At 33.8% G+C, this 19,255-nt stretch carries 18 protein-coding genes; 4 read left to right on the forward strand and 14 right to left on the reverse strand.

The features are described from left to right. Positions 1 to 21: 21 nt before the first annotated feature. From ureC to EAH81_RS24055, 13 genes are all read right to left on the reverse strand, one after another. Complete coding sequence (ureC, locus tag EAH81_RS23995) at positions 22 to 1,743, reverse strand: urease subunit alpha (protein ID WP_140511540.1); 1,722 nt, start codon at positions 1,741 to 1,743, stop codon at positions 22 to 24. 1 nt (position 1,744) lies between these two features. Further along, positions 1,745 to 2,113, reverse strand: coding sequence for an urease subunit beta (gene ureB / locus EAH81_RS24000; protein WP_140511541.1), 369 nt, complete (start codon positions 2,111 to 2,113; stop codon positions 1,745 to 1,747). A gap of 11 nt (positions 2,114 to 2,124) precedes the next feature. Next, positions 2,125 to 2,427 (reverse strand): urease subunit gamma, encoded by a 303-nt coding sequence (gene ureA, locus EAH81_RS24005; RefSeq protein WP_140511542.1) that lies wholly within the window; start codon positions 2,425 to 2,427, stop codon positions 2,125 to 2,127. A 306-nt stretch (positions 2,428 to 2,733) separates the two neighbouring features. Next, the gene (locus EAH81_RS24010) at positions 2,734 to 3,108 is read right to left on the reverse strand and encodes a hypothetical protein (RefSeq protein WP_140511543.1); all 375 of its coding nucleotides are present in this window, start codon (positions 3,106 to 3,108) and stop codon (positions 2,734 to 2,736) included. 737 nt (positions 3,109 to 3,845) lie between these two features. After that, complete coding sequence (locus EAH81_RS24015; RefSeq protein ID WP_140511544.1) at positions 3,846 to 4,247, reverse strand: hypothetical protein; 402 nt, start codon at positions 4,245 to 4,247, stop codon at positions 3,846 to 3,848. A gap of 124 nt (positions 4,248 to 4,371) precedes the next feature. Continuing rightward, positions 4,372 to 4,917, reverse strand: a complete 546-nt coding sequence (locus EAH81_RS24020; protein ID WP_140511545.1) for a YceI family protein — start codon at positions 4,915 to 4,917, stop codon at positions 4,372 to 4,374. Between the two features lie 12 nt (positions 4,918 to 4,929). Beyond that, positions 4,930 to 5,280 (reverse strand): cytochrome c, encoded by a 351-nt coding sequence (locus tag EAH81_RS24025; RefSeq protein WP_140511546.1) that lies wholly within the window; start codon positions 5,278 to 5,280, stop codon positions 4,930 to 4,932. Positions 5,281 to 5,291: 11 nt separating this feature from the next. Further along, the gene (locus EAH81_RS24030) at positions 5,292 to 6,137 is read right to left on the reverse strand and encodes a DUF5777 family beta-barrel protein (protein WP_140511547.1); all 846 of its coding nucleotides are present in this window, start codon (positions 6,135 to 6,137) and stop codon (positions 5,292 to 5,294) included. Positions 6,138 to 6,139: 2 nt separating this feature from the next. After that, the gene (locus EAH81_RS24035) at positions 6,140 to 6,535 is read right to left on the reverse strand and encodes an OB-fold protein (RefSeq protein ID WP_140511548.1); all 396 of its coding nucleotides are present in this window, start codon (positions 6,533 to 6,535) and stop codon (positions 6,140 to 6,142) included. Between the two features lie 137 nt (positions 6,536 to 6,672). Next, positions 6,673 to 7,584, reverse strand: coding sequence for a hypothetical protein (locus EAH81_RS24040; protein ID WP_140511549.1), 912 nt, complete (start codon positions 7,582 to 7,584; stop codon positions 6,673 to 6,675). A 317-nt stretch (positions 7,585 to 7,901) separates the two neighbouring features. Further along, the gene (locus tag EAH81_RS24045) at positions 7,902 to 10,409 is read right to left on the reverse strand and encodes a TonB-dependent receptor (protein ID WP_241676646.1); all 2,508 of its coding nucleotides are present in this window, start codon (positions 10,407 to 10,409) and stop codon (positions 7,902 to 7,904) included. A gap of 27 nt (positions 10,410 to 10,436) precedes the next feature. Continuing rightward, a complete protein-coding gene (locus EAH81_RS24050; protein ID WP_140511551.1) occupies positions 10,437 to 11,336 on the reverse strand; it encodes a FecR family protein in 900 nt (299 codons plus the stop codon). Between the two features lie 49 nt (positions 11,337 to 11,385). Continuing rightward, positions 11,386 to 11,901 carry an RNA polymerase sigma factor gene (locus tag EAH81_RS24055; RefSeq protein ID WP_140511552.1) on the reverse strand — a complete coding sequence of 172 codons (516 nt, stop codon included), beginning with the start codon at positions 11,899 to 11,901 and terminating at the stop codon, positions 11,386 to 11,388. Positions 11,902 to 12,103: 202 nt separating this feature from the next. On the opposite strand from EAH81_RS24055, the gene EAH81_RS24060 reads away from it, so the two are divergent. Both EAH81_RS24060 and EAH81_RS24065 read left to right on the forward strand, forming a co-directional pair. Further along, on the forward strand, positions 12,104 to 13,123 hold the full coding sequence (locus EAH81_RS24060; RefSeq protein WP_140511553.1) for a hypothetical protein: 1,020 nt from the start codon (positions 12,104 to 12,106) through the stop codon (positions 13,121 to 13,123). Between the two features lie 91 nt (positions 13,124 to 13,214). Next, complete coding sequence (locus tag EAH81_RS24065) at positions 13,215 to 14,036, forward strand: phospholipase A (RefSeq protein WP_140511554.1); 822 nt, start codon at positions 13,215 to 13,217, stop codon at positions 14,034 to 14,036. 51 nt (positions 14,037 to 14,087) lie between these two features. On the opposite strand, the gene EAH81_RS24070 is transcribed toward EAH81_RS24065, so the two are convergent. After that, positions 14,088 to 16,463 carry an outer membrane beta-barrel protein gene (locus EAH81_RS24070; RefSeq protein ID WP_140511555.1) on the reverse strand — a complete coding sequence of 792 codons (2,376 nt, stop codon included), beginning with the start codon at positions 16,461 to 16,463 and terminating at the stop codon, positions 14,088 to 14,090. A gap of 125 nt (positions 16,464 to 16,588) precedes the next feature. Between EAH81_RS24070 and EAH81_RS24075 the strand changes: the two genes are divergently transcribed. Together EAH81_RS24075 and EAH81_RS24080 are read left to right on the forward strand one after the other, a co-directional pair. Next, positions 16,589 to 18,232, forward strand: coding sequence for a sensor histidine kinase (locus EAH81_RS24075; RefSeq protein WP_241676647.1), 1,644 nt, complete (start codon positions 16,589 to 16,591; stop codon positions 18,230 to 18,232). Next, positions 18,229 to 18,924 (forward strand): LytR/AlgR family response regulator transcription factor, encoded by a 696-nt coding sequence (locus EAH81_RS24080; RefSeq protein WP_140511557.1) that lies wholly within the window; start codon positions 18,229 to 18,231, stop codon positions 18,922 to 18,924. Before EAH81_RS24075 ends, EAH81_RS24080 begins: the two co-directional genes overlap by 4 nt. The last annotated feature ends 331 nt before the right edge of the window (positions 18,925 to 19,255 follow it).

The following is a 19,255-nucleotide window of genomic DNA, read 5'->3' on the forward strand; positions in this document are numbered from 1 at the left end:
CTTTTTTAATGGATACTACTATTAAAATAAATAATACAATTGAGTCAATGGAAGCGTTTCTGCCGGCTCACAAGTAATATGTACACCATCTACCGTTACATGATAGTTTTCAGAATTCACTTCAATTACTGGTGTTTTATCATTGTGGATAAGATCTTTTTTAGAGATGTTTCTGCAGTTTTTTACAGGAAGGATCATTTTTTCTAATTTGTAATCAGCAATAGATCCATTATCAATCGAAGCCTGAGAAACAAAAGTTGCACAAGTTGTGAATTTAGCACGACCATAGGCTCCAAACATATTTCTGTAAATCACTGGCTGAGGAGTAGGGATAGACGCATTTGGATCACCCATTTTAGCGGCAATTACAAAGCCTCCTTTTACAATCATCTCAGGTTTAACACCAAATAATGCTGGTTTCCAGATTACCAAGTCGGCTATCTTGCCTGGCTCGATAGAACCAACATAGTTAGAAATACCGTGAGCAATAGCAGGATTAATAGTGTACTTCGCTACATAACGTTTTGTACGGAAGTTATCATTTTGTGTATTTTCATCTTCTTCTAACTGACCACGTTGCTCTCTCATTTTGCTTGCCGTTTGCCATGTTCTGGTAATTACCTCTCCAGGTCTTCCCATAGCCTGAGAATCGGAACTCATAATACTAAATACTCCCATATCGTGTAAAATATCTTCGGCAGCAATAGTTTCAGGACGAATACGAGAATCAGCAAATGCTACATCTTCAGGGATATTTTTACTCAAATGGTGACAAACCATAAGCATATCAAGGTGTTCATCTATTGTATTAACTGTGTAAGGACGAGTAGGATTTGTGGAAGCAGGCAAGACATTTGGATACATTGCAGCCTTAATTATATCAGGAGCATGTCCACCACCGGCACCTTCTGTATGGAAGGTATGGATTACTCTTCCGTTGATAGCTCTCATGGTATCTTCCAGGAATCCGCCTTCGTTTAAAGTATCGGTATGGATAGCTACCTGAACATCATATTTATCTGCTACTTTAAGTGCAGTATCAATTGTTCCGGCTGTAGCGCCCCAGTCTTCGTGAATTTTTAAACCTAATGCTCCTGCTTCAATTTGTTCTTCAAGTGGTGCTTCTGCAGAGCAGTTTCCTTTACCAAAGAAGCCTAAATTCATAGGAAATTCTTCTGCTGATTCCAACATTCTCTGAATGTTGAATTTTCCTGGCGTACAAGTCGTTGCGTTTGTTCCGTCATTTGGTCCCGTTCCTCCGCCAATCATGGTTGTAATACCACTATAAAGAGAAGTTTCAATCTGTTGTGGACAGATATAATGAATGTGTGTATCTATTCCTCCGGCAGTTACGATATACCCTTTACCGCCATGCACTTCGGTAGAAGCCCCAATAATCATATTAGGAGATACTCCATCCATTGTATCTGGATTTCCGGCTTTACCAATAGCTATGATTTTGCCATCTTTGATTCCAATATCAGCCTTTACAATTCCCCAGTGATCAATAATAGTTGCTCCGGTGATACAAAGATCTAATACTCCCTGATCTCTTGTGCATTCAACATTTTGTCCCATCCCGTCACGAACCGTTTTTCCACCTCCAAAAACGGCTTCATCGCCATAATGGGTAAAATCTTTTTCGATTTCAATAATTATTTCGGTATCCCCTAATCTGATTCTGTCTCCAGTAGTTGGACCTAATATATTGGCATACTGTTTTCTGTCTACATTTAAACTCATGTTATGAATTTTTATAATTTAATTGATTCGCTTTAGCTAAACTTTCTTTTTTCTTAGAATCAGAATCTACCAATCCGTCAACAAGATTATTGAAGCCCATTGCTTTTTTGTTTCCGCCAATTGCTACAAGTATTACTTCTTTTTCTTCTCCGGGTTCAAAACGAACAGCTGTACTGGCGACAATGTTTAGCCTTTTTCCAAAAGCCTTTTCACGATCAAAACTCATGGCTTTATTCACTTCAAAAAAGTGAAAATGAGAACCTACCTGAATAGGGCGGTCTCCTGTATTGGTCACTTTTATTTTTACAGTTTCTCTGCCTTCATTGCAGATGATTGTACCTTCTTTTACAAAAATTTCTCCTGGTGTCATAATAATTGGAATTAACGAATTGGATCATGTACGGTTACTAACTTGGTTCCATCAGGAAAAGTAGCTTCAATCTGGACATCATGAATCATGTCAGCTACTCCTGGCATTACATCCTCTTTTGCGAGGATCTGAGCTCCTTCTCGCATTAACTCGGCAACTCTTTTGCCATCTCTTGCGCCCTCCAGTAAAAAATGACTAATTAAAGCGATTGCTTCCGGATAATTTAATTTTAGACCTCGGGCCTTTCTTTTTAGAGCAAGTTCTCCTGCTGTGTGCAACATGAGCTTCTCAATTTCTCTTGGTGTTAAGTGCATAGTTTTTTATTTTAAAAATTGGATATATTGTATTATTTATCTTGTTAAAAGTTTTAAAAAAATACAGTGAATGTATAAAGGGCAATGTTTAATCAGTAAATAATTCATTTACAGTTTAATGCCTATTAATAAGAATGAATGAGGGTTATAAGAATAGCTGTTTTTTGTTTTGCCGGTATATTTTGAGAATTAATCTTAAAACGCTGGCTGGCAGTGGAAAGAAACTTGTCGATTTGCTTTTTGCAAAAGTACAAGCTAAATTTTACCCATAATTTTAAACTTATAAGTGAAGTTTAAAAAAAGGAATTAACAACTGGGAATTCGTAGAGAATGAAATAATATATATCGTGGTAAATTGATATACGAATAGTTATGAGTGGTTATAATAACCGGCTGGGAAGAATTAAAATGAAGATTTAAAGTATAAGTACTCCATTTTTCAACTATTATATTAGCATCAAATACTAATTGATTCAAGTCGTCATCTATACCAATTCCTTCCTGAATATCGAATAGATTAAAAACATTCACCGAAATTTGGCTCTCTGTTTTTTGTGAATATTTACTATTATTAGTTTTTAATAACGGATGATTTTCACTTTTAAGCATAAAGAAAACACCACAAAAAATTGTGAAAAAGAAGATGGCGTAACGCCCAATTGATCCTTTTTTTGTTTTCATTATCATGAAGGTAAAGGTATACTGATAGATGTTTTGGCCACTATCAAAAAGATCACTTAAAATAGTCAAAATCGGGACAAAATATAAAAAGGCAGTTTTCAACCTGTTGGACCTATTTATTTGAGTTGTAAAATATCCGTCAGGCTTTGTTAATTCATTGAATGTAAGAGTTTTTGTTTTTTTGTAAATAGCTGTTATTTTAGAATTTTACAAAAGATAAGTTCTTTGAGTTGTGATTCTGAATTTAAATCAGAGGTTGGGAGAGAAGAAAATGCCTCCGTTATTATTTCCTAACTAGCTTATAAGCCAATGTCATTAAGTTAAGGAAAATGTAATGGAACAATTTGTTTTTGTTCCATCGGAACATTTCATTGGTAGCCCAATAAATATGGCGTTTTTTCACGTTCCGTAGGAACGTTTGATTTTATAAATAATTATTGGTAAAACAGATACACATTACATATACAATTCTCAAACGTCCCAATGGGACGATGTTTCTCCCGATGCATTTTTTTCTACCAATGAGGTGTTCCGATGGAACAAATCTAAAATATCTTAACTTAATGACATTGGTTTATAAGCGGGAATTGGAAGCTAAGAAATGGAAAAGTAGGATAAGGGTTGAAAAAATTATAAATAATTCGGTAACGTCATAGTTCAGCTAGATTGAACATCCCGATTTTCAATAGCGATGGACGAAGGGTTGGATCTTTTTACGTTCAGACATAATTCTAAACTCAAGCTCTGCCATTCGAATTAAAATGTTTCAGAATTTGTTTAGGCGCCGCAATAACTTCTCTGCGAATAGGGTCAAACCATTCTACTTCTTTGATGACTTCTGCGCAGCATTCGTTTTTTGAGTTGAAAAAACAGCTTTTAATATTGATTTTGTCGGCTATATAGCAATGTTTCATTTCCACAAAAAAAGGTTCGGTAAACATTAGATTTTTATAGCAAACTAATGTGTGATTTCCTTCTTGCAAGCCTAAATGCAAAGTATTGAGTTTTTCTTTCGAAAATCCGTTATCAAACAAAAAATGATATAATAATCTAAGTGTGTATGAAATGTATGCGGTATTTTCCATGACCATAATATCATTGACATCTTCTCCGGCAACAACATAATTTTTGCAGATCATTTAGATGAAGTTTAAAGTTGTTAGAAAAGAGGTCAGTCCGGCATGAAACTGACCTCATAGAATTAGTCATGTTTAATAATTTGCAAATATGAAATCAAGAAATTTCATAATGATATTTCGCTTTTTAAAGCTTTGTAAGCGGAAGATTGAAACTTACTTTGATTTTATCCGATACTTTTTTACTAACCAGTTTCGGAATTTCGATAGCAAAGTCAGCTGCTTTTACATCAAAATTTCCGGTTACTGTGATCTTATCACCCGACTTTAAAATTTTGGCAGTTGCGGTTATATTTTTTGTCTTTCCGTGCAGCGTTAAATCGCCTGAAATTTTGACTGTTTTGGCTGTAGCCGAAAGTTTTGACACATCAAAATCTTCAATTTTTCCTTTAAATGTCGCTTTCGGAAATTTATCTGATTCTACATAGTTTTCATTAAAGTGTTCCTCCATTAAGGCAACTTTAAATCGGAATCCTTTCATAAGAGTCAGAACGGCAATTTCCCCCGTTGAGGTTTCTAAAACGGCCGATGTATTTTTATTTTCTGCTGCAACTTCTTCAAAAGAATCTACAGAAGCTTCAAATTTTAAACTTCCGGTTTTTGTTGCATATTTTTGAGCCGAAACATTTAATATTCCAACAAATAATAATAGCAGTACAATTATTTTTTTCATTTTAATATTATTTTATTTTTCTAATAATCCGTCCGTATTCCATTGCAGGATTGCATTTATTTTGTCCTGCGGCATTCTTCCTGCTTTTGGCATTTGTCCCGGCGTTCCGTTTTGCATCTGGATTCTCTCTAATAAATTAGTATTTAAGAGAGCATCTTTAACTTCCGTATAGGTTTCTAAAGGAATAAGTGTTGAATTGGAATTATGGCATCCAATACAATTTTCATCCATAATAGATTTGACATTTGCATTGTAAGTAACTTTTCCAACGATTACGGTGGTCTCTTCCAGACTTTCGTAAGTATTAGATTCACAACTGCACAATGACAGTATAATACCGGATAAGCAGATAATTTTTTTCATATTTTATACTTTTAAAAAACTCTATATAGATTAAACCCAAAGAAAAAATCGCCTTTTCCCCAATCGCCGGCAGCACTTGTCAGATAACCACTTTCGGTCATTGATTGAGAATTTGTAAACAGCAATTGAAAAACGTGACCTCCGGTTTCTATGTCAAGTCCAACTGATAATGGGTTGTTGTAGAAGCCAGGTTTATTAAAATTCTGCCCATATTCTAAGTTAAGAGAAAGTCTTTTGGTTAATTTTAATCGTCCGCCTGCGCCTAAAGTGACTTGGTTGTCGTTTTCTATACCAGGATTGTATAGGTTTTTGTGGATGAATGATGGCGCTAATTCTAAAGATAGCCGATCAGAAAATTTTCTTGAAATCAGAATCTGATTGACATAAGTCAGTCGGTCAGAAAATTCAATTTTAGGATAATCATCCTTTTTTAATCCGCTATTAAAATCGATAGTGCTATAACCAACAATATCAACAGGAAAGTTTTCGCTTTGCTTTATAAGTCTGAATTTTGCCGAAGCTTCATTTATTTTTAGTAAAGTATGATGTGATGCGCTTACCGAAAGCCAATCTGTTACACCATAAATTCCTCCAATTTTTGTGGTTGCATCATCAAAACCAAAGAACTCGGAAATTCCGCCTTTTACAGAACCAAATCGGTGAGAAATTACCATGTAAAACTCTTTTTTGGCAGGTAATTTTGTCGATTGTAAGGTTACAATTTGCAAAGCTTTAAATGTTGCTGTCACGCTTTTATCAACAACTTGTGTTGAATCCAGGCTTGACAGTAAATCCTCTTGGGCGTTACTATAAAGGCAGATTAATAAACTGGCTATTAAGAATATCTTTTTTTTCATATTTAATGTTGTTGAATACTGCATTGATCAAATTTTACTTGTGAGAATAAATCATCAAAACCAATGCATCTCCCTTTTATATTGATCTGTTTGTTCCTTAAAGTTTTCTTTACTTTTTCATTCATTTTGCAAAATACTTTGCCATCAATCACCAGAGTAGAATCAGTTACTTCAGAAACTTTTCCTTCAATCTCGATTGTTTTATTCAAATATTTAGAGTCGGCTTGTTTGGGATTGCTATTGTATTCGTTTTCTAAATTTTCAGCAGTAATTGTTACTATTGATTTTTCACTATTGATGTCTCTGGCATCTTTATATAAAATATTTTGATAGACATAGTAAGGGCCAAAACTGATCAATAGTATGATTACCAGAACTTTGATTGTTGTTTTAGTCATTTGGATTTGGGATTTTAAATTTACCGTCGTGTAGTAGAATCTTCTTTTTTGTTATTTCAAATTAGTCCAAGAGATATTGGACTAATCTGAAATATACCTGGGTATTATATAAAGGAATCAACTAAATTCTTTGACGTTTATATGGCAAGTGGTGAATCTTTTACCGGTACCGGCCAAACTGCAGGAGCAGGGAAACTAATTCCTTTGTTTGCACCTCTTACGCTTGCATCTTGTCCAAAATAATACAACGGCCATCCATTGTAAGTCAACTGAGATTTACCAAATACGGTGATAACACTAAATTTTGATTTGTCAAGAATAGAAGGAACAACAATTTTATCTGTTTCATATATTGGCCAAACAGCGTTATTAGAAAAATCTGATTTTGTAAAATTGTTTTTATTGAAATTATCATTTTTAAAAGTGTATAATGTCAATCCTTTAGCATCTGTAAAATAAGTAGTTAAACCATCTCCAACAGTATAATCTGATTTGTAGTTTTTACCATCGTGTCCTACAAGCTGGCTTTTTGCGAGCATAATAGAATAATCCGGTTTTGCAATAAACCAGGTTCCGCCAACACCATCTCCTGTTGTTTTACCGGCAGCTTCAGCTACATTTTTACCTCCGTTGCCATATCCATCATCTGCAGAAACCGGCGCATAGTAATACAATGGCCATCCTTTGTAGGTTACTTGTTTTTTGCCAGATGCATTTGTTACAGTACCAAAATCTGACAATGTTAATCCTGTACCCAACTTGTCTGCAGTTAAATTATCTACAACAAAAGCGGGCCATAAAGTTTCACATCCTCCTGTACAAGATACTTGTCCTTTTGAATCTGTTGCGAAAACATATAAAGACCTTCCGCTTTTATCAGATAGGTAAGAACCTAATGTCGCACTTGTAGAAAGGTTAACTTCTGTTTTTAAATCTGGAGTAGTAGGAGGAGCCGGAGTAGGACTATCACTATTGTCACTGCTGCAGCTTGCAAAAAATGTTGTTGCTATAAGAGCAACTAAAGCGAATTTAATTTGTTTTAATTTCATGATTTTTTGATTAGATTAATTTTTAGAAAAAGGGAAAAATGTACTTTACAGAAACAGTAAAGTATTTTGTTGTTTGATCGATATTAAGAAGTCGTATCTGTTTTTAATTAAGATTTCGTTCCATAATCGTATTGTTTATGTTACGAACTGTCATAAAAATATAGAGTCAAATTTTTTAAAGGAACCATGTTTTACTTTTTTGATAGGATTCAATAGTAAAACAGCTTTGACGTAGATTACCCTACCAAAGAATTGATAATTTGTAAAAAAATTAAAAAGAAAAATAAGATGTTTGAATTAATCTTGTAGAAATAAGATTACAGTGAAACTCTAAAACTCACATTTGGAGTTCTTTGCAACGCGAATGTTTCAACTTCTTCTATAGAATTTGTTAGAGAACTAATTCTATAATATTCGCTGAGTTCGTTTTTTCTGTTTAGGATATTTAAGATCGAAATTCCCAATTTGTATTGAATTCCATTTGTAGTTTCCCATTTATAAGTAGAGGAAATATTGACCTGCGAAAAAATATGCACATTCGTATTGTTCGGTTTGTTGTAAACCAGTACAGGATCTGAAAGATTAATTTGAGAGAGATCCGGAGAAGTTTTTGGTCTGCCGGAAGACCATTTTGTTCCTAAAGCAATTTTGAAATTATTTTTCTCATAAATTCCTGCCCAGGCTAGTGTATGCATTACCTCAAAATTGTTGGGAAAACTTGGATATTCATAATCCGGAAAATGATAATTATTATGGTTATAGGTATAACTTAACCAAGTCAGAAAGTGATTCATTTTTTTCTGAATCAGCATTTCTGTACCCCAAATTTCATAATCGCCAGTGGTTTTAACAAACTCTAATTGGTTCTGAAAACCCTGACTGGAAGTGGTAATTCCGCTTACTTTTTTATAGAAATTTTCTATATCAACAAGCCAGTCATTTTTTGTGTAGAATAAATTTAAAGATAATTGTTTACTTCTTTGAATAGGAATTGTTGTGTTATTGGAGATAATCCAACGCCTTTTTTCAATACCAAAATAATCTTTTTGTAAATCAATAATTTRTTGTGAATTTTGACTTTTCAGTTCGCCCAATAATTCTAAATTCAGACTTTTACTAATTCCATAACTAAATTGAACTCGTGGTTCTACGATATATTTTTTGAATTTTTCAATATAATTAATTCGGGTTCCTGCCCTAAAATATACTCGGGAAAGTGTATCGTTGAATTTTCCTTCCAAAATTAAAGCGTGAGTTCTCAATACATCTTTTACTTTACGATAGAAATCAGGATTAATTACCTGTTCTAAATTCGTAATTCCCATTTCGTTATATTGATATCCATCGTTGAAACTAAATTTAGAGTTAATGACATGATTATTCTCTAAGTTAATTCCATTATTGTTTACTGTATTTTCCTGAATTACAATTTGATCTCCAAGAGTGGTTTTCTGGTTTGCCAAAAGTTCATATGAAGAATTGTAAACATTGACTTTTGTAGTATTGAAGCTATTCCAGTTTCTTTTCCACGACAAATTTCCACCATAATTTTGTTGGCGCAAAACATTGTCTTCAGATCTGTTTATGTTATATATGGTGGCGCTTTGAAAAACTTTCAGATTGTCTTGTATGGTAATTAAATCCAGTATTAATTGATCTTTAGTTCCAATTTTCTGAGCATATTTAAGCGTTGCATCATAGAAACCAAATTTTTTGTCACTTCGATAATCGATATTTTGTTTTTCCGAAAAATCAGTAATTGTAGTATTTTGAAATACCTTATTGAAATATTCTTTATACGTAGGGGTTTCTACAAAATCAGTAATTGATTTACGTGCCGAAATTTCGATGAAACTCTTTTTCGAAAGATTGTATTTCGCATAAATATCAGCATTAATCATATTTATTCCTGCGCTTACAGTGTTCTTTTCTGTCGTTTCCGGAGTCGAAGAAATCGCAACAACGCTGGAAACACTTTCTCCGTAAAACGCAGAACTCCCGTTTTTATAAATGGAAATTGTATGCGCCAAATTAGGATTGAAAACGGATATTAAACCAAAAAAATGTCCAGTTTGAAACATTCGTATTCCGTTCCACAAAAATAAATTCTGATCGTGTGTGCCACCGCGAACATTAATGCTTGATACACTTTCGTCGAGACTGTTTACACCCGGAATTTGCTGCATGGTCTGCAAAGCATCAGGTTCAATAAGTCCAGGGAGAATACCAAATTTCTTCGGTTTAATTTCGAATGATCCATCTTTGTTTTTCGAAATTCCCGAGGCCAAAATAGCGTTGGCTTTAATTTCTTCGAGTTCTGTGATTTCTGGTTCTAATGGTATTTGAACACAATTTTCAGAGCCGGAATTAGTTGCTGTAATTCTTTTGGTCAGGAATCCAATATGACTAATCGAAAATACGTTTCCATCTTCTTTTTTAAATTCAAAATAACCATCTGAATCCGTTGTGACCTGATTTTTATTGGCTAAATTAATATTCGCGTTTTCAATAGGTTTTTTATCTGCAGCAGAAAAAACATAGCCGCAAATTATTTGAGATTGATTTTCTTTTTTATAAATGTTGATGAATTTGTTTCCAATATTTTCAAAAGATAAATTGGTATTTCTTGCCAGATATTGCAGCTTTTGATCTAAGGAAAGTGATTTTTTTGGAGGACTTAATTGCTGACCGGCTATTATATCTTCGGTATAATTAAAAGTAACGTTATGCTGTTGTTCAATTTCAATTATGATTTTTTTAAAAGGCACAAGTTTCCCTTTGTCCTGACCAAAAAGATTCAGGACAAGGAAAAATGTAAAGAACAAAAAATGAAATTGTTTGGGGGCCAACATTTATTTTTCGTCAAAAATTATTTTATTTTCTGAGACTTTTTTGGCCTCTAAATGATAAGTTGTACTAATAATTTGCAAGGCTATATCTAAATTTTTAGCGGGTAATTTCCCTGTAAACAGGGAGATTGTATCTTTTGTATTCAATTCGATTGTAATGTTATATTGCCTTTCGACTTCGTCTAATAGTGTTCTGATATTTTCTTTATAAAAACAAATTTGATTTTCTGTCCACTCCGGTTTCAATGAACTTACTTGTCTGTTAATTTGTTTTCCGTTTTCAAAACTAACGCCTTGTCCGTGAGTTAGCAGAATTTGGGTGTTTGCATAATTTACCTTTACACGTCCTTCATAACAGATTACATCAAACCTGTTTTTTCGGGCTTTAACGTTAAATTGAGTTCCTAAAACCGATACTTTTCCCAAACTTGTCTGTACTTCAAATCGTCGGCCTTTGGCTACCCTGAAATAAGCTTCTCCTTTTAGTTCCAGACGTCTGTTGTTGTCCCAATTCCATTTTTTATAATTTATTTCAGAACCTGAATTTAATACCACTTCAGAATTATCAGGTAATGAAAAAGTTGTTTTTTCTCCAAAATTTGCTTTCTGATTTGTCGATACTAAACTGTTCAAAGCAAAAGTAATTCCTAGTGCCAGAACAAAAACTGCGGCGACTCTAAACATCAAATTTTTGTATAGTGGAATCACTTTTGGAGCCACTTTTTCCTGCTTCAAAATATTTGATAACATTACGTTTTCATCTAAATCTGCGACCTTCAAATGTTCTGTATAATTTTTTATTTTTTGATATTTTTCAAAATCGGGACTTGCTTTAAATTCAGCCAATTCATCTTCCGATAAATCATTGTTGAGCCATTTTGCTAATAAGCGATTTTTTTTCATTGTACTAGTATTATATATTAAAACAATTGGAATTAAGTTTACCCTACTTTTATAAATCAATTTCTTTACGCAGACTTAACAAAGCCAAATGAATGCGTTTTTCTACAGCTTTTACGCTAATGTTTAAATCCAAGGCAATTTCGCTGTATTTTTTTCCGTCAATTCGATGCATCAAAAAAGCAATACGCTGTTTTTCGTTTAAGTTTTCAATAGCTTTTAGAAGTTTGGCTTGAAATTGTTTTTCTTCCAGAAGATATTCCGGATTTTCATTTGTTTTGTCTAAACCTGTGAAGTTTTTTTCATATCTCAACACCACTTTCTGATGTGCAATTTCATTTAGGCTGCTATTATTTGCAATAGTATAAATGTATGATTTTGCTTTTTCAAGCGGGACAGAAGCGCAGTTTTGCCAAAGTTTTACAAATGCTTCCTGAGCCAAATCATCAGCCTGATCTACGTTGCCAAATTTGTAAAAAAGAAAATTTCGAAGCGCTTTTATGTGACTTTTGAAAAAAGACGAAAAGATTATTTCGTCACAAGTATTTGATTCGGTTTTGTTTGGCATTTGGATTTTCAATTTGTACGTAGCAAAAGTATTTGTTTTTAGTTTAAGTAGGGTAAAAGTAAAGCTGATTGTTTTATAGTAGTATGAAATGTTATTTTCGTATGGCAAATTGAAGTTTAAATAAATGAAAACGAAATCATTGACGCCGAATTTATTAAAAAACAGATTCTCTTAATTTTATTATCTTTGTAAAAATGTTTATATGTTCCCTTTAAAAAAATATTTATCAATAGCAGCTTTCTTGTTCTTATTGTCTTGTCAAAGTGATATGGAAGAGCAAAGCTATAATCCGCAGGGAACAGTTACAAATGTTTCTCCGTTGACGACTTATTTGCAAAGAGTTGCAATGGTCAAAACGGTGCAGGATAATGTAATCGACAGATCTAGTTATTGTACCATAAAACTCCCGTATACTGTTACTGTCAACAATGCAAACATTGCAATAAATACCACTGCAGATTATCAAAAAGTAATCGATAATATCAATGCAAATAATTACGATAATGATGTTGTAACGATTGGTTTTCCGGTAACGATGGTTTATTATAATTACATCGAAAAACTGATTCCAAACGAAGCTGATTTTAATGCTTTAATCGATTACTGGAATCTTAATCCTGATCTTTTATCCAAAATTAATGGGTTAAATATTAATTATCCTATAACAATTAATATCTATAATAGCGCAAACCAAGCCGGAAGTTCTGTATCGATTATAAGTGATGAGGCTTTTTTTAATTTTATAAAAAACTTAAGCAGCACTCAGTATATCTCCTTAAAATATCCAATTTCTGTAGTAGATTATAATAATCAGACGAAAGCAATTACGAGTAATTTAGATTTCGAAAATGCTATTAAATACGCTATTGATTATTGTCCGGAAAATAACATTGTATCGCTTGATTTTGCTGCAACAATAACAAAAGGTTCCTGGTCAATACCGTACTTTTTTAGTGATTCAGAAAAAACTTCTTCTTATACCGGATATTCCTTTGTTTTTAAAAGTGATAAATCTGTGGTTGCTACCAAAGGCGCGACTTCAGAAACGGGTCAATGGGATAGTACCATACAAAATGGCGTCAGAGAATTAAAATTAAATTTCAGTTCAGAATTACTGGGTAAATTGAATGATAATTGGAAGTTGTTTGAGTTTAATAATTCTCAAATACGTTTACGTGATGTAAGTTATAGTACTCATTATCTTTATTTTGAAAAAGAATAAATTTCCGGATTTATTGAGTTAACTCTTGTTTTTATTGGGTCAATAGGATTCCTTAAAAGAATGGACATTTATAAAAATTAATTTATTATAAATGCATTTCAAATATCTATTGATCTTTTTCATTTTGTTTTCGATCAAATCAAATTCACAACTTTTAGAAGATAAGAAAAATTTTCGCGCAGCAGATTCCCTGTTGAAAGAGCCTAGTTTTTCTGTTCATAAGGACAATTATTTTTTAACAGGAGTTCCAATAAATGAGCCTATTACCAGAAATACTGCCGATGTAAAATATCAGGTAAGTTTTAAATTACGATTAAAATCAAAGCCTTTATGGGGTGGTTTTTTTCCGTATTTAATGTACACTCAAAAAGCCTTTTGGGATATTTATGCCAATTCAAAACCATTTTCAGAAATCAATTTTAATCCCGGTGTAGCTGTCGTTCGTCCATTTTATTTAAAAGGCGGAAGATTGACATACGGAACAATTTCACTGGAACACGAATCAAATGGCAGGGATTCTATTTACTCCAGAACCTGGAATATGCTTGCTTTTTCTTTAAAATCACAGATTTCTCCGCGTTGGGTTGTTGGATTAAGAGGATGGATTCCACTTGTTGATAAAGAGGATAATCCGGAACTTACCAAATATGTGGGTTATGGTGAAGCGAGTGCAACTTACCAAATACAGCCGGGACGATGGAGCGCCGATATTCTTTTCAGGAAAGGAAGCGGACTTATCAATTATGGATCTTTGCAAACACAGGTAAACTGGCGACCCTATAAAAATGAAAATTATTATCTCACGCTTCAATGGTTTGTGGGTTATACAGAAAGTTTAATTGATTATCAGGAACATAAAAGTATGATACGTCTTGGATTTACGATCAAACCTGAAAGCATGGGGATTTTTTAAACACGAATTTGCACTACTCATTTCGCGAAATTCGTGTTTATTAAATAAGTTTTAATTGCGATTAGCACTATTGGCTTGCCTGAGTACTTTTGGATCGGTTAGATTAAAACGATAAACAAAACTAAGTCGGTATCGGGCAGCATTTGGAATACTATTTTCGGTAAAATAATAATCAGTTCCGGTTGTGGTACTTTTGTTTTGGCGTAAGTTGAAAGCATTACTGACATCAAATACAATCGTAGCTTTGTCTTTTAATAAAATCTTACTTAGACCAAAATCAAGTGATTGCAATGCTTTGTTTCTTGTTTGTGCATTTTGCTGTGCCCCACGAAAGTTATAACGGCCCTGAAAACTGTATTTAGCAGGCAGTTTAATTTGCGTGCTTAAACGACCTGTAAAAGTTTTACCACTATAATCAAGATTTTCGCCCTGATAATTTCCCTTTTGTGTGAAACGATAAAAATTCATTTCGGCATTAATCTGTAACCATTTTATAGGATTATATAATGTCGAAATTTCTATACCGCTTCGTATTTCATAATCGATATTGATGGGCGTTGTATAAAATATATCATTTTCACGATAGGTAAAATCCTGAATATAACTGTTTTCTTTCTGATAATATACCGAAGGATTCAGGGTTAATTTTTTCCATGTTTTAAGGAAAGCCATCTCAAACACATCTGTATACGAAGGATTAAGATCAGGATTACCAATATATTGTGCGTTTAAGTCCGTGACTTCATTAAATGGATATAATTCATATAAGTCTGGGCGGTTTATACGCTTGCTGTAATTGACCTGCAAAGACGAAGCACTAAACTTATAACTCATATTAACGGTAGGAAATAGTTTGTTGTAATCTTTCTTATCGTTATAATTGTTTTTAATATCTGTTATCTTGACATCCGTAAGTTCTGCCCGCAATCCAAGCATATAAGAAAACCGCCCGACTTTACTATTGAATTGCGTATAAGCACCGGAAATAGTTTCGGAATAGTTCAAATGATTATCAATATTTTGGTAAATTTCCCAGTGATCAGCTTGTTGCTGTTCGGCTAAGAAATCACTTGAAACTTTGCGGATTTCGGTTTTAATTCCAAATTCAAATTGTGAGATACTATCAATGGGTTGTATGAAATCACTCTTCGCCAGAAAATCTTTGCTATTGCCTGTTGAGGTTGTTCTAATACCGGGATAATTTAGTGGAGTTGGAGATAAACGCTGTGTCGAAAGATTCCACTTTTTATCGCTGTTCCACCAGTCATATTGAATATCAATTGTCCATTTTTTTGTTGGTTGTTTGAAGTTTTGGGTATAATTAAATTCTAGTTGACTGTAATCGCGTTTTTCTAACGATTTGCCTTTTCTTGTTAGAAGACTATCCTGAACATTATTAGAATTACCGTAATCATAAAGCAAATGTGTTTTGTCATTGTCATGCGTTGCATTTTTTAAAAAAGCTGCCGTAATAGTTCGATGATCATCAATAAAATAATCCGCTCCAAAGTAAAGCAATTGACCATCGTCATGGCGATCTTCATTTTGCACGCGGTTCATTATAGTTGGTACACCATTATTTACAGTAGATTGATTGGTAGTATAAAGACCTACATAATCTGACGATCGAATGCTGAAATTAGAAAAGATATTGATTTTATCTGATTTATAATTTATACTTGGGTTCAGCCGACTATCATTAGGTGATCCGGCTACCAATCGTATCTGACCGCTAAAACCACTTTTTTTGTTTTTCTTTAATATAATATTGATAATTCCAGCCGAACCTGCAGCATCATATCGGGAAGATGGATTTGTAATTACTTCTATTCGCTCAATTTGATCTGCTGCGATTTGATCAAGTGCATTGCCTTGGGTAAGACCTGACTGGCGGCCATTAATCAGGATTAATACATTACTGTTTCCTCGCAGACTGACAGAGCCTGTAGGACTTACAGCGACAGATGGAACGCCATTTAAGACATCATGAGCAGAGCCATTCTGTGAAAGCACATCTTTGCCAACTTCAAAAACTTTTTTGTCCAGTTTTAAACTAACGTTAGGTTTTTCGGTAGTAATTTCAACGGCATTTAATTGTACTGCATCACTATTTAAACCAATAATTCCAAGTTCTATTTTTGTTTTTCCGGAAATAATTTCAAGCGGTTGCGTATAAGATTGATATCCCATAAAACTGAAATTGACGGTCATTTTACCCAAAGGTAATTTCTCTAAATTAAAAAAACCATGATCATCAGTTACGGTAATCGCGACAGTTTTTAAGGCATTATCTTTTACGGTTATTGTTACGTAAGGCAACGTTTCTTTACTGCTTTTGTCCTGAACTTCTCCCGAAATTGTAGTTTGCTGACCAACGGCAGAAATAGAAAAAAATAAGATAAGAAAAGGAATTAAATGGGCTTTCATGATATAAGGTTTTAGTACTGCAAGATTAGGAGATAAAACAAAAGGCTCCTTTTGAAAACATTCCAACGGCTCTATGACCTTCTGAAATGCATTTCTCTATTCGATATTTATTTTATCTTTATCTCATGTATCGATTTGCCTTTTTTATCACTTTTTTGCTGCTTCTGTTTACTTCCTGTAAACAAGATGTCGATTATTCTGAATCGGATCCAACGTATTGGATTGGTAACGGCGCTCCGCAAAATCATCCCGGAATACTAAATGGTTCTGCTTTTAAGGCTCGTATTCCGGTAACGTTGCTTAAACGCGACGATAAGTCGGAACCACTTGGTTTACAAATAAATGGTTTTGGCGCTTTTAAGGTATATTGGGATGGTGTTTTGGTAGGGAAAAATGGTCAGTTAGCACAATCCGGCAAAGCTGAGGTACCGGGAACTGAAACAACGTATTACCAAATTCCCGAGAAATTAGCCAACAAAGGGCAACACATTGTCACCTTAATAGGAACACAAGCCGAGTTGGGAGAGGAGCAACGCGGTATTGATGTAAAACTCGAAAGTTATCTGCGGCTTCTTCGTGCGCCTCTTATCATAATGTCTTTTATGAATCTCATGGCGGGCGCTTTTCTCATTGCTGCGATCTATTATTTTTTTCTGTATATCAATAGCAGTAATCGGCAAATAACAGTATTGCTTTTCGGAATAATCTGTCTGCTTTTCTTTAGTTTGGTCATTATAGAATACCTTAAATTTTACGTCGATATTCCCTATACCAAATTTTATGTACGACTGGAGCTTGTTGGTTGGTTAACATTTGCAATTTCGATATTGGTTCCTTGGTATTTTATGCTGCAATTTGGTTTCCAAAAAAAGCGATTGTACTTATTTCTTTTCCTAGTCATACTTATAACAATCTATATCATTAATTACAATCATTATGATATTACTGCGATACGAATAAGTTATGCGATGTGGATTGCTTCTATGTTAATTGCAGTCAACGCAGCATTTCGAAAAGTCAAAGGCGGATTAATCGTTGTGGTTGGTTTAGTTGCCAGCGCAATCGTCAATTATTTCATGGTTTATGATTTTGGATTGTTTATCTCGTTTACCATTATTGTACTTTGTATGCTTTATTTACATACTATTAAAGCCAAAGCTATAGAAGAAGCTCATAATGCCTCTTTGCTGCTATCGTCAAGGTTACAGCTGGAGCTGATTAAGAAAAATATTCAGCCACATTTTATGCGTAATACCTTAACATCATTAATTGATTGGGTCGAAGAATCACCACAGCAAGGCGTTGTATTTATCCAGGCATTGGCTGATGAATTTGACATTATGAATTCAATTTCCGAAGATACACTTATCCCAATTCGCCAAGAGATCGAATTATGCCGAAAACACCTCGAAGTAATGTCTTTTCGAAAAGAAGTTTGCTACAATTGGGAAGAAAAAGGCGTTGATGAAAACGAAAATATACCACCTGCAATTATCCATACTATTATCGAAAATGGAATTACGCACAGTCTTCGACCGGAAAAAGGCTGTATCAATTTTTGTTTAAGTTTTGTTCGCGAAGAACATTATAAACAATATACGCTGCTTACTTTGGCACAAAATAGAAAGTCAAAAAAAGAAAATGGCGGAACAGGTTTTAAATATATAAAAGCAAGATTAAACGAAAGTTACGGCAGCAATTGGTCTTTTGATTCTGTTGCTGTAGAAGAAGGCTGGCTGACAACGATTAAAATTTTTGATAAAAAATGAGGATTCTGATTATTGAAGACGAGGCTCGAATTGCCAAACGAATCGAAAGAATGACAAGGGATTTCTTCGATAAAGAAGTACAAATTTTACTTTGTGATTCTCTCGATAACGGAATAAATATCATAGATCAGCATCCAATCGATTTGTTGCTGTTAGATTTGAATTTAAATGGAGAAGATGGTTTTGATGTTTTGCAAAATGTCGTAGCACGATCATTTCAAACGATTATTATTTCGGCTTACACTGAGAAAGCAATCACGGCATTCTCATATGGAGTACTGGATTTTGTGCCAAAGCCTTTTGATGAAAATAGATTATCACAAGCTTTTATGCGCTTTACAACGCCTGAAAAACAATCAAGTCGCGATATTCAGTTTTTAGCAGTAAAAAAAGCAAAAACGATTAGATTAATTAGTATTCAGGATATTAGATACATAAAAGGCGCAGGAATTTATACGGAATTGCATTTGTCAGATGGTCGAATAGAACTTCATGACAAATCATTAGAATCGTTAGAAAAACTACTTCCGCAAACCTTCGAAAGAATCCATAAATCCTATATTCTTTGTTGGAATGAAGCAGATAAACTTATTGTAGAACCAGGTGGAAAATACAGCGTCATACTTAAAAATGAGGAGATTTTGCCTGTTGGACGTTCAAAGTATAAAGAAATCCGACATAAATTGATTTGATATTAACCCTTGTGTTTTATTCAAAAAAAAATAATTAAACACATAGAGACATAGAATTTAAAATAGTTGAAAATAATTGAAAAAGAAACTAGTAACAAATCATGATTTGTACACATAGTCCCGATCCCGAAACTTCGGGACGGGTAATGTCATTAAGTTAAGCTTTTTAGACTATAATTTTCTCAAAATAACAAGACTTAAACACAATCTTGTCATTTCGATCCCGAGGCTTCGGGAGAGAAATCCTCGTGAGAAGCTCGACAAAGATTAGCGATTTTCGTTGCGGAGTTACTTGCGGAGATTTCTCCTTCGTAGAAATGACAAAACCTTT

This window comes from Flavobacterium pectinovorum (genome assembly GCF_006438875.1).
Classification (GTDB): Bacteria; Bacteroidota; Bacteroidia; order Flavobacteriales; family Flavobacteriaceae; genus Flavobacterium; species Flavobacterium pectinovorum_A.